The 16,218-nt window shown below is 63.4% G+C and carries 16 protein-coding genes; 10 read left to right on the top strand and 6 right to left on the bottom strand.

Annotated elements, in window-relative coordinates:
* Window positions 1–26 precede the first annotated feature (26 nt).
* The gene (locus P3G66_RS11765; protein ID WP_230359540.1) at window positions 27–659 is read right to left on the bottom strand and encodes a hypothetical protein; all 633 of its coding nucleotides are present in this window, start codon (window positions 657–659) and stop codon (window positions 27–29) included.
* 179 nt (window positions 660–838) lie between these two features.
* On the opposite strand from P3G66_RS11765, the gene P3G66_RS11760 reads away from it, so the two are divergent.
* Window positions 839–1,561 (top strand): ATP-binding cassette domain-containing protein, encoded by a 723-nt coding sequence (locus tag P3G66_RS11760; RefSeq protein WP_064111899.1) that lies wholly within the window; start codon window positions 839–841, stop codon window positions 1,559–1,561.
* Between the two features lie 5 nt (window positions 1,562–1,566).
* Window positions 1,567–3,579: a YhgE/Pip domain-containing protein gene (locus P3G66_RS11755; protein WP_007734572.1), complete on the top strand. Its 2,013-nt coding sequence runs from the start codon at window positions 1,567–1,569 to the stop codon at window positions 3,577–3,579.
* Here the strand turns inward: P3G66_RS11755 and P3G66_RS11750 are convergent.
* Window positions 3,576–4,154 (bottom strand): nucleotidyltransferase family protein, encoded by a 579-nt coding sequence (locus tag P3G66_RS11750; protein WP_007734569.1) that lies wholly within the window; start codon window positions 4,152–4,154, stop codon window positions 3,576–3,578. The two genes, P3G66_RS11755 and P3G66_RS11750, sit on opposite strands and share 4 nt — an antisense overlap.
* 65 nt (window positions 4,155–4,219) lie before the next feature.
* Here P3G66_RS11750 and P3G66_RS11745 point away from each other — a divergent pair, with 65 nt between their 5' ends.
* From P3G66_RS11745 to P3G66_RS11735, 3 genes are all read left to right on the top strand, one after another.
* Entirely contained in the window at window positions 4,220–4,465 is a 246-nt protein-coding gene (locus P3G66_RS11745) for a helix-turn-helix domain-containing protein (RefSeq protein ID WP_007734566.1), read from the top strand.
* Window positions 4,462–4,950, top strand: a complete 489-nt coding sequence (locus P3G66_RS11740; RefSeq protein ID WP_007734564.1) for a hypothetical protein — start codon at window positions 4,462–4,464, stop codon at window positions 4,948–4,950. The genes P3G66_RS11745 and P3G66_RS11740 overlap by 4 nt, the downstream gene beginning before the upstream one ends.
* Before the next feature lie 85 nt (window positions 4,951–5,035).
* Complete coding sequence (locus P3G66_RS11735) at window positions 5,036–6,019, top strand: LLM class F420-dependent oxidoreductase (RefSeq protein WP_007734562.1); 984 nt, start codon at window positions 5,036–5,038, stop codon at window positions 6,017–6,019.
* A gap of 4 nt (window positions 6,020–6,023) precedes the next feature.
* Here P3G66_RS11735 and P3G66_RS11730 read toward each other — a convergent pair whose 3' ends face one another.
* Complete coding sequence (locus P3G66_RS11730; protein ID WP_042452579.1) at window positions 6,024–8,246, bottom strand: VanW family protein; 2,223 nt, start codon at window positions 8,244–8,246, stop codon at window positions 6,024–6,026.
* Window positions 8,247–8,540: 294 nt separating this feature from the next.
* Window positions 8,541–9,896 (bottom strand): acetyl-CoA C-acetyltransferase, encoded by a 1,356-nt coding sequence (locus tag P3G66_RS11725; protein WP_003945465.1) that lies wholly within the window; start codon window positions 9,894–9,896, stop codon window positions 8,541–8,543.
* Between the two features lie 130 nt (window positions 9,897–10,026).
* Between P3G66_RS11725 and P3G66_RS11720 the strand changes: the two genes are divergently transcribed.
* Together P3G66_RS11720 and P3G66_RS11715 are read left to right on the top strand one after the other, a co-directional pair.
* Window positions 10,027–11,373 (top strand): 3-oxoacyl-ACP reductase, encoded by a 1,347-nt coding sequence (locus P3G66_RS11720; RefSeq protein WP_003945596.1) that lies wholly within the window; start codon window positions 10,027–10,029, stop codon window positions 11,371–11,373.
* Window positions 11,373–12,236 carry a MaoC/PaaZ C-terminal domain-containing protein gene (locus tag P3G66_RS11715; RefSeq protein ID WP_007734551.1) on the top strand — a complete coding sequence of 288 codons (864 nt, stop codon included), beginning with the start codon at window positions 11,373–11,375 and terminating at the stop codon, window positions 12,234–12,236. Before P3G66_RS11720 ends, P3G66_RS11715 begins: the two co-directional genes overlap by 1 nt.
* A 116-nt stretch (window positions 12,237–12,352) precedes the next feature.
* On the opposite strand, the gene P3G66_RS11710 is transcribed toward P3G66_RS11715, so the two are convergent.
* Entirely contained in the window at window positions 12,353–12,952 is a 600-nt protein-coding gene (locus tag P3G66_RS11710; RefSeq protein WP_003945885.1) for a TetR/AcrR family transcriptional regulator, read from the bottom strand.
* Window positions 12,953–13,024: 72 nt separating this feature from the next.
* Window positions 13,025–14,203, bottom strand: coding sequence for a glycoside hydrolase family 3 N-terminal domain-containing protein (locus P3G66_RS11705; protein ID WP_003945797.1), 1,179 nt, complete (start codon window positions 14,201–14,203; stop codon window positions 13,025–13,027).
* A 101-nt stretch (window positions 14,204–14,304) separates the two neighbouring features.
* Here P3G66_RS11705 and P3G66_RS11700 point away from each other — a divergent pair, with 101 nt between their 5' ends.
* The 3 genes from P3G66_RS11700 to P3G66_RS11690 all read left to right on the top strand — a co-directional run bounded on the left by P3G66_RS11700 (window position 14,305) and on the right by P3G66_RS11690 (window position 16,209).
* Window positions 14,305–14,772 (top strand): universal stress protein, encoded by a 468-nt coding sequence (locus tag P3G66_RS11700; RefSeq protein WP_003945900.1) that lies wholly within the window; start codon window positions 14,305–14,307, stop codon window positions 14,770–14,772.
* 45 nt (window positions 14,773–14,817) lie between these two features.
* A complete protein-coding gene (locus P3G66_RS11695) occupies window positions 14,818–15,906 on the top strand; it encodes an isochorismate synthase (RefSeq protein WP_065351998.1) in 1,089 nt (362 codons plus the stop codon).
* A gap of 129 nt (window positions 15,907–16,035) precedes the next feature.
* Window positions 16,036–16,209 carry a DUF2613 domain-containing protein gene (locus P3G66_RS11690; protein ID WP_003945488.1) on the top strand — a complete coding sequence of 58 codons (174 nt, stop codon included), beginning with the start codon at window positions 16,036–16,038 and terminating at the stop codon, window positions 16,207–16,209.
* The last annotated feature ends 9 nt before the right edge of the window (window positions 16,210–16,218 follow it).

Genomic DNA, 16,218 nt, shown 5'->3' with positions numbered 1-16,218 from the left:
TGCTCAGCAGTCCATGGAATCCGAGGTCATCTGCGCTCGACGGTCGGACAACTGATCTGTGCGGACAGTACGGACGTCGTCGGTTGTTCGCCGGGCCGTGCCGCCCTTCCCACCAGGGAAAGCGCCACGCGCCTGCGGTCCGGAGAACTGACGATTTCGATGGACTTGTCGTCACCGCCCCCGAAGGACACGAACTGTCCGCTCTGATCCGAGAACTTCATGATCGCCGACCCGTGCTGACCTGGTTCCGGTTTTTCGTTCACGTAGACCTGCAACTGGAAATCACGTCCCGGATACTCGCCGCCGCCGTCGTACTCGTAAAAGGAACTGGTGTGCACCTCGTAGGCCCACTGGCGGTGACCGGCGGGCAGCGAATCCGCCCAGTTGTGCTCGAAACACGTGACGGATCCGGGCAGCGAGACATTGGCTGCGCCGCTCCACCCACCGGACAGGGTGATGGCTCCGTACGGCGCTGCTTCGGACTCGTGCCGATCGGAAGGCAAGGGCGGAACGGTCACGGGTCCGACATTGCGACCGGTGAACTCGAAAAGCCTCTCGCTCGACACGAACGGGGGCGACTCGCGCTCCCCGGCACAGGAGACAACCGACAGGGTGGCCATGACCAGTAACGCACACATACCGCGTCTACGAACCGGCACCTCGACTCCCCCGTTCCGTTTCCAACAGAATACATACCGTTCGGTCTTCAAGTTATCGAACGTGTCCGACACATCCCATTCCTGGGACCGCTCGCCCGCTACCGATGTGATTGGGTGAGCACGAACGTCCACTGAACCAGCACTCGGTTCTTTCGCAGGCCGAGTAGATCAACAGACAGGTGATCATCGTGGTCGCACCAGAGCATTCACAACCCGATTACGCCCCCGACCTGGCATTGACCGCCACGGACTTGGCGCTCGACGGCCCATGGGGGCCGGTGTTCGGACCCGTCAATCTCGAGATTCGTGCGGGCGGTGTGACGATCCTCGAAGGCTCGGCCGGTTCAGGACGTACGTCCTTACTTCTGACACTCAGCGGACGAATGAAAGCCAGTTCCGGCTCACTGTCCGTCTTCGGTCGGACGCGTCCCCGCGAGATCTTCGAGATCGCCGGGGTCGCCGGGTTCGAGGACATCGACGAGCTTGCCGAATCCGTCACCGTCCGCGATCTGATCACCGAACAAATTCGCTGGGATGCGCCCTGGTACAAGCTCATCGGACGCGCCGGAGACCGCGAACTCGAAGCGGTGTGCGCTCCCGTCTTCGGCGATCATCCGTTACCTGCGCTCGGCCGGTACGTCAGCGATCTCGGGGAACTCGAGGCGATCCTGCTGCGTATCGCCGTCGCGAACACGAAAAAGCCGGCCCTGCTTGTCGTCGACGATCTCGAACAAGTGCGGCGCGACTCCGAACGTGCGTACCTCGTCGAGCGACTCGTCGAGATGGGGAGCTACCAGACCATCATCGCGTCGACCGTCAACCCGCTGCCAGACGGATCACCCATCGATGCCGTCACCCTGCTCCAAGAAGTCACCAATCCCGACCAAGAAGGGGCGAGGTAACCGCGATGCTCGCTGGAATGTCTCTCGGAACCGAACTCAAGCGGTTCTCCCGCGGCGCGATGCCCAGGATCGCACTCGTCACCATCATCTTGATGCCACTGCTGTACGGCGCGATGTACCTGTGGGCGTTCTGGAATCCGTTCGGTGAGGTCAACAAGGTCCCCGTCGCGCTGGTCAACACCGACCGCGGCGCGATGGTGCAGGGTCAGGAGCTCAACGCGGGCGACGAGGTAAGCCAAGCGCTGCTCGATTCCGGTGAGCTCGATCTCCACCTGGTCTCGCAGCAGGAAGCCGCTCAGGGAGTCTCGGACGGCACGTACTACTTCTCTCTCACATTGCCTGAGAATTTCAGCGAGGCCGTCGCCTCCCCGACGACCAAGGACCCCCACAAAGCTCAGTTGCAGTTCACCTTCAACGACGTCAACAACTACCTCGGCACCATCATCGGCCAAAACGCCGCCCAGCAGGTCCTCAGTCAGGTCAGCGACAAGATCGGCGCGCAGTCCGTCGAGACAGTTCTGGTCGGATTGACCGATGCGGGTGCTGGTTTGAAGCAGGCCGCCGACGGAGCGCTCCAGCTCTCGGCCGGAGTGAACACTGCCAACGCCGGAGCCGGCGAATTGGCGTCGGGCTCGAAAACTCTGGCCGACAACATGGTTACCGCACGTGACGGTGCAGCCACTCTTGCCGGCGGTACAGCGCAACTCTCGACTGGCATCAACACCGCCACGGACGGCGTCCTCGCACTGACCGACGGTCTGGGGCAGCTCGATCTCGGAGCCGTCCAACTTGGCGACGGCGCAAGCCAACTCAGTGGTGGCGTCACCCAGGTCGTCGACCAACTGAGTGTCCTCGGGAACACACAAGCAGACGTCGCACAGCTGGTCGGGCAGGCAGTGGCCAGCCTTCGACTTAACCCGGATCCCGTCAGCCAACAGATCGCCAATGCCCTCGCGCCTGCCCAGGACATGCTGCGCACTCAGGGTTTCGGTGAAGCGACCATGGGCCAACTGGGCGAACTCAAGAGCGGTGCACAACAACTCGCCTACCAACTCGACGATCCGTCGAGCACCTTCCGAGCCGGGCTCAGCGCCGCGGCCAACGGCGGTGGTGAACTCCGCAACGGCCTGGTACAGCTGCGTGACGGCGGTCAGCAAGTCAACGACGGCGCTCAAACCCTCAGTAGTGGACTGGTTCAACTCACCGACGGAAGCGTTCAACTCTCCGATGGTGCAGCCAAACTCGCAGACGGCACCGAGCAACTCCGTGCCGGGTCTGCCGAACTCGCGACCAAACTCACCGAGGGCGCCGGTCAGGTCCCCAGTTGGAGCGATCAGCAGCGAACCGCAACCGCTCAAACCCTCTCCAGCCCGGTCGAACTACAGGAGACGTACGAGAACCGGGCAAGCACGTTCGGTACCGGTTTTGCACCGTTCTTCCTGCCCCTCGCGCTGTTCGTGGGCGGCATCATCACCTGGATGCTGCTCAAGCCGCTCCAGAACCGGCCCATCGCAAACGGACTCGGCGCGCTGCGAGTGGTCCTCGCCTCGTACTGGCCGGCATTGCTCATCGGCATCTGCCAGGTGATCGTGATGTACCTGGTCGTGCACTTCGCCGTCGGCCTGCACCCCACACACGCCCTCGGCACCGTCGGATTCCTGATGCTCATCACTGCCACGTACATGGCGTTGATCCAGGCATTCAACGCCATCTTCGGAGTCTCCGTCGGACGCGTCATCACCCTGGCGTTCCTGATGCTGCAACTGGTTTCGGCCGGCGGCATCTATCCCGTCGAAACCACCGCGAAACCGTTCCAGATCATCCACCCCTTCGACCCGATGACCTACGCGGTGAACGGGCTACGACAACTCACCGTCGGCGGTATCGACTCGAGACTGTGGGTCTCGATCGCCGTCCTCGGCGGCCTTCTCGTCGCCTCACTCGGCGCCAGTTCACTTGCTGCACGCCGAAATCGGCAATGGACCATGGACAGGCTGCATCCGCCGATCGAAGTCTAGGCGAGGGTCTCCGGCCAAGGCTCCACGGTCAGCGCAGGCCATTCCCTGCGCCACCGTGCTGCCTTGGCCTCGTAAACCTCTCTCGGCGCCAGCACCGGGTTGGGGCGGACGATCATGTCGAAAAGATCGTCGTATCCATGCGGGGCATACACGTCCAAGGTCCCATCCGATCCCTTGGTGATCCCGAAACAGCAAGTTGTGGAAGCGAAGTGGTCGACAGCGTCGCGGCAACTGGTGAACGGAACGCCTGGAATCCCGAAATGCTGCTCGTACCACAGGTGCACGCGGGCTTCGTTGCGTACTTCGACATCGGCATCCACATCGGCGAACAGTTCTGCCGCCGAACGAATCACACGGTCCTCCGCGTCGTAGCTCAGATCGCCGGCGTCGAAGTAGAACAGGTCGTAGTCCTTGATTCCGGCGCCGAGATCACGGCCGTCGATGTGATTCCAGACGGTTTGGAAGAGCCCACCCGCCGTCAGGTACCACTCCGGCAATCCCAGCTTCGGCGCACGATCCACGATCGTTGCGACCACCGGATTGGCCAGGGCGATCTCGAGAAATCGTTCACGCATGCTCTTCAGCCTCTCATATGACAAGCAAACTTGACATCTAGTGACAAGTATTCTTTACTTTTTGCATGACTGGAAAGGCCGGCGACAACAACGTGCGGGAGCACCGACGCCTCGCCGGCCTCACCCAGGCGCAACTGGCCACGGCAGGTCAGGTGAGTAGACAGAGCATCGTCTCCGTCGAACGCGGTGACTATGCACCGAGTGTCTACCTGGCACTTCGCCTGGCCCTGGCGCTGGGGACCACCGTCGAAGCGCTCTTCCCCTTACCCGAATCGGAACTCACCACAGAAATTCCAGAGGAGACGGCATGAGCACCATGATGAAGGCAATGCGGTTCGTCGGAGATCTGGACGACGACTTCTACAAGGACGAGCGTCAGCGCGACGTCTGGAACGAAGCCTCGGCGGTGGGACTCCAGAGTGTCTTCTGGGCAATATTCGTCAGCTCGGCGATTCTGCCCTGGGTCGCCGGCCGAACAGGGGCGTGGATCTCGCTCGCCCTGCTGATCGTTGCGTTGTTCGGCTCGTTGATCACGATCATCTATGCACTTCGGTGCGACGTCGATGTCTACGTATTGTCCAACTACAACCGCCCCCGGGTCGTGATCGGCATCGCGCTGTACCTCGTCGCCGCAGTCGGCATCATGGCGCGTCTCAAATTCGATTCCTACGAAGAATCGTCTACCTGGGTCGGCGCTCTCGTCGGCGGAATTGTCGGTGGCGGCATCGCAATCGCGGCAGTCAAGCTTCACCAGCAGCGAGCCAAGCGACGCGAAGCGGCCGAAGAACTTCTCTGAATTCCGGAAGTCTGCCCAGCACAACGGAATCCATAGAGTTGGTAAAATCGTGCCAGGTCAACCGATCGCGAGTAACGTCGAAACGGTGAGCACTCGCCTCGGATACCAGATGCCCAACTTCAGCTACGGCGGTCCGGTCAAGGACCTCTTCCCCACCGTCATAGCGCAGGCCCGCGAAGCCGAAGCCGCAGGCTTCGACACTGCATTCGTGATGGATCACTTCTACCAACTCCCCGGAATCGGAGCGCCGGACGCCCCGATGCTCGAGGCCTACTCGGCGCTCTCCGCGCTGGCGACGGCCACCGAGACCATCCAGTTGTCTGCACTGGTCACGGGAAACACCTACCGCAATCCGCCCATGCTCGCCAAGACCGTCACCACCCTCGACGTGGTGAGCGGCGGTCGGGCCATCCTGGGCATCGGCGCCGGTTGGTTCGAACTCGAACACAATTCGTTCGGATACGAGTTCGGAACGTTCACCGAGCGCTTCCAGAAACTCGACGAAGCACTGCAGATCATCGCGCCGATGCTCCGCGGTGATCGCCCCACCTTCGACGGCAAGTGGTACCACGTCAAGGACGCCATCAACGAGCCTCGCGTCCGCGACGACCTGCCGATCCTGCTGGGCGGTGGCGGTGAGAAAAAGACGTTCGGCCTCGCCGCTCGCTTCGCGGATCACCTCAACATCATCTGCGACCCGTCGGAACTGCCGCGCAAGATGGAAGCACTTGCGGCACGCTGCGACGAAGCCGGTCGCGATCCCGCAACCCTCGAGACCAGCTTCCTCACGTTCATGATGATCGACGAGGACGGCGACAAGGCTCGCGCCCATCAGCGAACGTTTCTCGCGGAGCGTGGCCTCGACATCACCACGGCGCCGGAAGACGTGGTCGCCAAGGCCACCGAACGCCATTTCGTCGGCAGCCCGGACGACGTCGCCGAGCAGGTTCAGACGCGCATCCTCGACCACGGCATCGACGGCGTCGTGATCAACCTGATCACCAACGGCGAAGAGCCAGGCATCGTCGACCTCGCGGGCCGCACCCTCGGCCCACTCGTCGGCAAGTAGTTCCCTACTCGCACTTCACGATCGGCACCGGGTCGTACTTGACGGTCCGGGTGTTCGAGGAAATCTCGGCGCCACTCGCGTGGTCGGTGATCACGCGAGTGTCGCTGACCGTGAACCCGGGCGCACCGCTCGAAGCCACACAGCCAGGCCCCTCCGGCAAGGTCACGGTGTTCGGCGACGTCGGCGACGTCCGCGGGCCGGTCGTCGACGTGACATCGACAGTTTTGGTTCCCCAGATCCGAACGGTGATGTTCGACGACGTCGCAATCGTCTCGATCATCACGCCGGTCTTCGCCGGATTACGGAACTGCAGGTCGATCGCACCATCGAAGATGGTCGCCTCACGAGCCTCGGGGTACCGCGAGATGTAGTAACTGTGCTCGGTGTGCGCGACGTCCTCCATACCTGCGAAATACGTCGCGTTGTAGAGCGTCGTCGCGAGCTGGCTGATACCGCCGCCGACAGCCTTGTCCGGGCGACCGTTGTTGATGATCCCCGACTCGATGTATCCCTGCGCCGCACCGCGCGGGCCCGTGTACTCGTTGAGCGAGAACGTGTCACCGGGCTTGATCACGGCCCCGTCGATCTCCGACGCGGCCAGGCCGATGTTCACACCAGACGCGTATTCGAAACCACCGGTAGTGAATTCGCCGATCACCTCGTTGATGCCGAGGGCCTCCGCGGCTTCGGTGGTCAACGCCGGCGGGACCGGTCCGTACACGGCGGGCGTTGCCCGAGAAGCCGTGCTGCCCAACAGAACCGGAAGTTCCTTGACCGTGTCCGGCCAGTTGATCAGATCACCGACGACACCGGGCACAACCGACGGTTTGCCACCGGCGAAGGTGAACGACGCGTCCTTGGGTTGTACTTCCGTCGACGCCAACTGCGGAGTCAGAATCTTGATCGCAGCATCCGTGTTGTACTGCGGAGTCAGCCCACCCGAGCCGTCGGGTGTGAAGGTCAGAACCTCGCCGATCTGATCGACGCCGAGTGTCGCGACCTTGCCGTCACGGCCGTTGACCACTACGTCACCCGAGACAGCTGGAATAGCGATCTCCTGCAGCGCACGATCGACACCGGCCTGAGTGACCGTCACCGGAACCTCGTCGACCGGAAGATCGACGACGCCACCATCGGACCATTCAGCGGCGAAGGTCGAACCCGCCTGCTGCGTTTCGAGCGCCTGACCGGCAGCGGGCGAAACACCAGTCGCCTTCCCGTTCTCGAACACGACTGCACCTTCGACGGGCGCACGATCGCTGTTCGCCGCGAGCTGCGCCATCGACGCATCCAACGCACCCTGGTCGATTGCCGACACCACGGGCACCTCGCGGGAGCCGAAGAACGACGTGATACGGGTGATCGGGTTGATGGGCTGAGCGTTCACGCCCGACAGCGTCGCCGACCAGTCGACGTCCACACCCGCAGACGCGGGAACGATCTCGGAGTCGACGCCGCCTGCATGTACCGCTACCGGTTCGACGAGCCTCGGGCCGAGTTGGGCGCGCAGCGTGGCTTCCGCGTCGGCGGGCGTGAGATCACCGATGTCCACCCCGGCGACCTGAGTGCCGCGTGGTGTCTTCCCGGACGAGGTGAAGATGTCCACTCCGTAGGCAATCGCTGCGACGGCAAAGATGGCGCCGACTGCTATCGCCGGTTTGACCCACTTGCGGGAAGACTGCGAAGCGGGCGCCACCGGTTGTTGCGGCGCCGGGGGTGCAACTACCTCTGGTTCTCGGACAACAGGCTCGTACTGCTGCTGGATGGGTTCGAGTTGCTGGGTGTCGTACTGCTGCACGAACTCGGGACGCGGCGGCTTCGGGGGAACCACCACTGCCGGGGGCTCGAACTGCTCTGTCTGCTCGTCGATGGCTTCTGTCGCCGGAGCCGAGTTGACTACTTCCGTCGGCGGTGCGTCCTCCGCTGGGACGACAGGGATGACGGTGGTGACCTCGTTTGCCGATTCGTCGACTGTCGCTTCCGTGGAATCGCTTGCTTCTTCGTCGACAGGCCTTGGTGCTTCGGCTGGTTCCGGTTCTACTGATTCAGCCTCGACAACGGCCTCAGTGTCCTCAGGGGCCTCGGGTTCCTCGACCGACTGGGGTTCCTCGACCGACTCGGTCTCTTCGACCGCCTGAGGTTCCTCGACCGACTCGAGTTCCTGTTCCGGGAGGGACGAGTCCTCGCTGTTCGTCTTCTCGACGGACGGACCCTCTTCGTCACTCACCTGTTGGCTCCTCGCTGCATCAACCGTCGCTGCGGCGCTCACCGACAACTCAATACAGGATATCCGGACATACGAGAGCCCCGCGCTGCTGCCAGGTCGGGGGTCAGGCAGCAACACGGGGCTGTCATGAATATCGGTAGCTATTCTGCAGCGTTACACGCCTGCGCGAAAAAGTTTGCAAAGAGTTCGGGGATCCGGCCACCCCTCGTGGCCGGATCCCCGATTACGCATCCCCTCGCGACGATCACTGCAGGTGAGCGCAGTTTTCAGTCGCATGGGGAGATTGTGGAGCGGTTACCGCTCGATGATCGCCGTGACACCCTGGCCACCGGCCGCACAGATCGAGATCAGGCCGCGGCCCGAACCCTTCTCCGCGAGCATCTTTGCGAGGGAAGCCACAATACGTCCGCCGGTTGCCGCGAACGGGTGACCTGCAGCCAAGGACGATCCGTTGACATTGAGCTTGCTTCGGTCGATCGATCCCAATGCGCCGTCGAGGCCGAGGCGTTCCTTGCAGTACTCGTCCGACTCGAAGGCCTGCAGGGTTGCCAGAACCACCGAAGCGAAGGCTTCGTGGATCTCGTAGTAATCGAAGTCCTGCAAGGTCAGACCGTTGCGGGCCAGCAAACGCGGGATCGCGTACGTGGGAGCCATGAGCAACCCGTCTTTGCCGTGGACGTAGTCGACGGCAGCGGTTTCGGAATCGACGAGGTGCGCCAGAACCGGAAGATTGCGCTCGGCTGCCCACTCGTCGGTGGAGAGGAGCACTGCAGAAGCGCCGTCGGTGAGCGGCGTCGAGTTGCCTGCCGTCATCGTCGCGTCGCCGAGCTTGGTACCGAAGACGGGCTTGAGCGTCGACAGCTTCTCGACGGTCGAACCGGGACGGAGGTTGTCGTCGCGGGTCAGGCCGAGGAACGGGGTGACGAGGTCGTCGAAGAAACCGCGGTCGTAGGCAGCTGCCATGTTCTTGTGGCTGGCAGCGGCAAGTTCGTCCTGGTCCTCGCGCTTGATGCCGAATTCCTTGGCGGTGATCGCAGCGTGGTCACCCATCGACTTGCCGGTGCGAGGCTCGCCGTTGCGCGGAATCTCCAGGCCGAGCATGCCCGCACGGACGTTGCCGAGCAGCTTGATGCGGTCGCCCGTGGACTTCGCGCGATTGAGGGAGAGCAGGAACTCGCGTGCCTGATCGTTGACGCCGATCGGAGCGTCGGACGTGGTGTCCGTGCCGCCGCCGATGCCCGAATCGATGCGGCCGGCCGAAATGGCGTCGCCGACGGCGATGATCGACTGCAGTCCCGTGCCACACGCCTGCTGAAGGTCGTACGCCGACGTGTACGGGCTCAGCGCGCTGCCGAGAACGGACTCGCGAATGAGATTGAAATCACGGCTGTGCTTGAGCACCGCACCGCCGACGACCATGCCGAGCTTCTCGCCCTGCAGATTGAATCGGCTCACCAGACCGTCGAGCGTCGCAGTGAACATGTCCTGGTTGGACGCCTGTGCGTACGCCTTGTCCGAGCGTGCGAACGGAATGCGATTTCCGCCGACGATCGCAACCGGACGGCGCTGACCTGCAGAATTTGCAGCGGCTGCGGCCGGTGCAGTGCGCGGTGCGGCGGGCTTTGCATTTGAACGGGCTTTGCTTGTCACTTGCGTCTCCAAGGATGGTGCGATTACCTGTTGAAGACTATTCTTACTCAGTAGTAAGTTACTTGTCTATCGCCGCATTCTTTCGATTGCCCGGTGAGAGACAACCCGAAACACAACAGAAGGTAGGACCGTGGCAGCCAGCAAGGGAGCTCCCGACCTCTATTCACAGTTCCTCTCGTCCGCCCCCGGCGCATTCATCGCGTCGAAGGCCGGCCTGCCCAGGCCCGAGAACCTGCGTCGATACAAAGCAGGAGAACCCGCACTCGCCGGACCTGTCCTCATCGGCGGCAAGGGTCGACTCGCAGAACCACTTCGCGTACTGCTCTCCGACTACCCGGCGGCTCAGGCACACGACAGCAGCTTCGGTGGACTCGTGTTCGACGCCACCGGAATCACTCAGGTCAGCGAGCTCGAGCAGCTGTTCGAGTTCTTCCAGCCCGTGATCCGCAACCTCGCACCGTCGGCTCGCGTCGTCGTTCTCGGCACGACGCCGGAAGAAACCTCGAGCGTCGACGAGCATGTCGCGCAGCGCGCTCTCGAAGGCTTCACTCGCAGCGTCGGCAAGGAGATCAAGCGCGGTTCCACCGCTCAGTTGGTCTACGTCTCCCCCAAGGCATCCACCGGACTCTCCGGCGTGGAATCGACTCTGCGCTTTCTCCTTTCGGCAAAGTCCGCCTTCGTCGACGGCCAGGTCATCGTCGTCGGCGCTGAAGATTCCGTCGCGCCCGCAAGCTGGGACAAGCCACTCGAAGGCAAGGTTGCCGTCGTCACCGGCGCAGCCCGCGGTATCGGCGCCACCATCGCCGAGGTCCTGGCCCGCGACGGCGCGCACGTCGTCTGCGCTGACATCCCGGCCGCCGGCGAAGCGCTGTCCGAGACCGCGAACAAGGTCGGCGGCACGTCCCTCGCCCTCGACGTCACGGCAGCCGACGCAGCCGAGGTCCTCGCAGCTCACCTCCTCGAGCGTCACGGTGGAGCGGACATCATCGTCCACAACGCCGGCATCACCCGCGACAAGACCCTCGCCAACATGGACGAGGGCCGCTGGAACATGGTCATGAACGTCAATCTTCTTGCACCGCAGAAGATCACCGAGCACCTCGTCGAGAAGGGCGCCCTCAAGGAAGGCGGCCGCGTCGTCGACGTCTCCTCCATCGCCGGCATCGCGGGCAACCGCGGCCAGACCAACTACGGCACCTCCAAGGCCGGCGTCATCGGTCTCGTACACGCCGAAGCTCCCGTCCTGGCGAAGAAGAACATCACCATCAACGCCGTCGCACCGGGCTTCATCGAGACCGCCATGACCGCAGCCATCCCCTTCGCCACCCGCGAAGCCGGCCGTCGCATGAGCTCGCTCCTGCAGGGCGGCGAGACCGTCGACGTCGCCGAGACCGTCGCATACTTCGCCAGCCCGGCCTCCAATGCCGTTACGGGACAGGTCGTTCGCGTCTGCGGCCAGAGCCTCCTGGGCGCATGATGGCAACAAAGACCGTCGCGCTCACCGAGCAGCCGAAGACCCTCGACATCTACTCCCGCGCGGTACTGGGATTGTTGCCGTGGAACAAGTCCAACTCGCGCTCGGTGCCACAGCAGACCTTCACCCTCACCGGATTGAAGGTCGACACCGACAATCTGGCGGCGTACTGCCGCGTGACCGGACTGCGGTTCGGCGACACTCTGCCGATCACGTACCCCTTCACCTTGGCCTTCCCGACCGTGATGAAGCTGATGGTGTCGAAGGACTTCCCCTTCGCCGCCGTCGGCTCCGTTCACGCCGAGAACGTCATCGAATCGCTGCGGCCCATCTCCGTCAGCGAACCGCTGGACCTCTCGGTGCATGCCGAGAACCTGCGTGAGCACCGCAAGGGCCTGCTGATCGACGTGATCACCGAAATTCGGGTGGGACGGGAACTGGTCTGGCGACAGACCTCGAGCTTCCTGAACCAGCAGAAGACCTCCCTGTCCGGCCAGCCCGGTCCGGAGCCCAAGGCCGACGAGGTCCCCCCGATGCCGATGAGCACCATCCGCGTCGACCAGACCACGATCAGCAAGTACGCCGCTGTCTCCGGCGACCGTAATCCGATTCACGTCTCGTCTCTGGGCGCGAAGGCTTTCGGTTTCCCGAAGACCATTGCTCACGGAATGTGGAGTGCCGCGGCAGTTCTGCGGACCGTCGAGGGGTCCGTCGCGGACAAGGTCACCTACAGCGTGCGTTTCGGGAAGCCGATTCTGCTACCGGCGACGCTGAATGCCTACGCTGATCGCACCGACGACGGCTGGGATCTGTCACTGCGTCACCCGAAGAAGGGTTACCCGCACGTCACTGCGACGCTGCGCTGACCTAGGACTGAACTGGGTTGGGCTGGTGCGTTTCCGACCCCGCCCCGACAGTGTGAACGTATCGCTCCCCCTGTTCAACAAGGGGAGCGATACGTTCACGCGATGTGACTGGGTGGCTATTCGGACTTCTTCTTGCCCGACAGACCGCGCCACGCGAGGGATTCGAGTAGATCCGCTGCAGCATCCACTTCGATTTCCCCACCCGCGACCCGGTCCGCTACCGCCTCACCTGCGCCGACGAGCGCGATGGCGATGATCCCGTAATCGTGCGCGGCATCAGGATCCTTGGTGCTGGACTCGAGCAGATGCGCGGTCAACTCGATCAACCGATCGCGGCTGGACTGCACGGTTCCCGCAAAAGCCTGCTGCCCGACGGCCTGACGGTAGAGCACCATCCACGACTTGCGGTTTGCGCCCACGAACCCGAGGAAACCCTCGAGAGCGGCGCGCAATTGTTCACGCGGAGTCAGGTTCGGCGCGCCGGCCGGGGCGAGGGCCTCGAGGAAGCGGAGCCCTTCGCGATGGATGCACGCCGCGAACAACTCTTCCTTCGAGCCGTAGTACAGGTACAGCATCGGCTTCGAGATCTCGGCCTTGGCTGCGATGGTGTCCATCGAAGTTTCGTGAAACCCCCTGTCGGAGAACACGTCCACAGCCGCGTCGAGCATCTGCTGCTCACGCACTGCGCGTGGCAGTCGCTTGGTACCGCCGGCCATGCTTCCTCCAACCACAGGGTAAATGTCGATCTTACTCTACGGTAAGATTGCGCGTCGAATCCTGACTTCGACTCAGCAGGTCACGGCACCTTTGGCAGCGGCAACTGTGACCACGGCCTGATCGACCCGCGTCTGCGGAAGCTCACCCGACGCGACGGCCTGCTCGAGATGATCGAGAACCCGCGGAACGTCGTCGGTTGTCAGCCACAATGCCTGATCGACTCCAGCCACCAGCGCAGCCTGAACCGCGTCGGCAATATCGTATCGGTCGGTGATCGCCTGCATTCCGCTGAGGTCGTCGGTGAATACCGGGCCGGTGAACGGCGCTGCGCCGTAACCCACTCCGTCGCGAAGCAACGCAACGGCTGCGGGGCTGATGCTGGCAGGGGTACCGGGCTCGGTCAGACCGGGAACCTCGAGGTGACCCATCATGACGCCGACTCCGGTTCCCGACAGCTCGCGGAAGGGAATCAGGTCCGACGCGATCAGATCCTGTAGCGGCGGCGTTGTCACCTCACCCCGGTGCGAGTCACCCGACGCGCTGCCATGCCCGGGAAAGTGCTTGATCACCGGGAAGATTCCGGCGTCGCGCATCCCCTGCGCGTACGCACCGGCGTAGGCAACCACGGTCTGGGGGTCGTCGGAGTACGAGCGGTCCCCGATCACGGAGTCGTCGGGTTGGCTGCTGACGTCGACGTCGGGTGCGTAGTTGACGGTGATCCCGAGATCCTTCAAACCGCGTCCACGCTCGAGTGCCATCTGGTACGTCTGTTCCACTGTCATGGTCTGCGCCGTTTCCCTGGCCGACGGATCGGGCCCGAGGATGTCCGCGACGCGCGAAACCCGTCCACCTTCTTCGTCGATCGTCACCATCAACGGCAACTTCGACGCCGAAGCAACCTGCGGCACTTCGCGATTGGTGAGCATCGACTGATCGGTCCAACTTCCGACGAATATGCCGCCGATCTCCTCGTTCTGCACTATCGACAATGCGTCGTCGGTCCCGGTGACGCCGACGTTGAGCAGCTGGGCAAGTTTCTGACGCAAGGACAGCGAGGCTAGAAGGTCACTACCGCACGACGCGGCGACGGGTGCGGAGCTCGATGCCGCAGGCGTCGACGTGATCTCGGAGGTGGTGCTGGTCGGGGCGCTCGAAACCGGATCGGCGGTCCCGTTTTCGCCCGAGCATCCCGCAACCAACCCTCCGCACAAAGCAATGGTCGTCGCAGCCTTCAGAAACTTGATCCGCATACCTCGACCGTAACGGACCCGGTACCCATACACTCCCTCACGGGCACATCGGGACGGTAGCCTGGAAGAGAACCGATTCCCCCGCTGACGAGGAGGTCGTGATGCCACAAGGTCTGATGCTCATCGCGTACGACGGTTCCGACAACGCCAAGCGTGCAGTCGACTATGCGGGGCGTTTCCTCTCCGCCAATCGTGCTGTTCTCGTCACTGCCTGGGAGCCCATGGTTCGCCAGGCCGCTCGCATGTCCGGCCTGTCCGGGGTGATGCAACCGGAGTGGGTTCCCGACGACGACGTCGAGGACATCGCGTACACCGACGCCAAAGTCACCCTCGCCGAGGGCGTCGCACTGGCCGAGGCCGCAGGCCTGACCGTCGAAGGCAGAAGCGCCGAGTGCCGATCCGCGATCTGGTCTGCAATCTGCGAAACCGCAGACGAATTGGACGTCGACATCATCGTGACCGGCACCCGTGGCACTACGGGTTTGCGGTCGCTACTGCAGAGCAGCGTCGCGGATCATGTTCTGCGTCACAGTCATCGGCCGGTGTTGATCGTCCCTCCGGGGAAGTGACCTTCGCGCATTCCTGATCCGTGGCCGACTAGTGTCGAAAGCACCATGGACGGTTTTGTTCTCTCGCGCCCCGATCACAGCGTGGTCACCCGCGGCGTACGACGCAGCTTCGACAGCTCCGACGCGGCCACCCACGCTCTGTCGGCAGGTACGACAAAGCTGATCGTCGGAGCGCTCCCCTTCGACCCGGCTGCCGCAACGGCGTTGTACGAACCTGCCGAGGCGACGATCGCGTCGCGGCCGTGGCAACCGCGCGATCCCCAGACCCTGCCCACGACCCGGGTTGACCGAGAGATCCCGTCGTCGTCGGAGCATCTTCGTCGAGTGGAAAAGTTGATCGGACGCCTCCGCAGTGGAGAGATCGACAAGGTTGTCGCGGCTCGCACTGTGGAACTTCGCACGCAGACCCCGATCTCCCCAACCGCGCTCGCCGCACGCATGGCGGCGCTCAATCCCGTCGCCAACACCTTTGCCGTCGACCTCTCTGCTGCGGGAGCCGAATTCGAGGGCCACAGCCTGGTCGGCGCGACGCCCGAAGTATTGGTCAGTCGACGCGGGCGCGTCGTGACGTGTCGCCCGTTGGCCGGGACCACCAAGCGATCCGCCGACGCCGATCAAGACCGCGAGGCAGGCGAAAGCCTTCTGCATTCGACGAAGAATCTGGCCGAGCACGCCTTCGTGACGTCGTGGATCCGCCAGGTCCTGCAACCGATGTGCAGTGATCTGTCGGTGCCGGCAACTCCCGAACTGACCAATACTCACGAGGTCTGGCACTTGGCCAGCCCGATCCGCGGCACACTGCGAAACGACACCACTGCGCTCGACCTCGCCATCGCGCTGCATCCGACGCCCGCGCTGTGCGGAACACCCACCGACGCGGCACTGAAGGTCATCCGCGAGACCGAGGAGCCTCGGCGTTTCTACGGCGGCGCCGTGGGATGGTGCGACGAGGCCGGTGACGGCGATTGGGTGGTTGCCATCCGCTGCGCCGAGATCAGTGCAGACGGCCGCAACGCCTGGGCCAGCGCGGGTGGTGGAATTGTCGCCGAATCGGATCCGCAGGACGAACTCGACGAGACATCTACGAAACTGCGCACTCTGTTGACCGCGCTTGGCGCCGAAACCCTCGACTGACCAGCACGTCACGAGGGTAATCGTCCGGATTCTCGAGTGCGGGTGATACCTTGACCCGAGCAGTTCGTACGGGCCGGTAAGTCCGTCCGACCGCGAACGACCGACTAACGACCAATTGGGAGATCCGCGATGACGAAGTTCCTTGTCCCCGGTGTGGCCAGCGCTGTCATCGGTGCCGTTCTGGGTGCCGGCGTCATCTTCGGTGTCACGGCCGCCGCGTCGGACAACACTCGTCCCGAGATCGACCGCAGCGGAAACGCAGATTCTTCCGTGCTGAACCAGGTTGAGTACGGCAGCCGCTGAGAGCGCAGG

Source organism: Rhodococcus sp. C3V (assembly GCF_029269915.1).
Lineage (GTDB): Bacteria > Actinomycetota > Actinomycetes > Mycobacteriales > Mycobacteriaceae > Rhodococcus_F > Rhodococcus_F qingshengii.
Note: the sequence above shows the minus strand (reverse complement) of the source record. Positions and strands in the feature narration are given on the sequence as shown.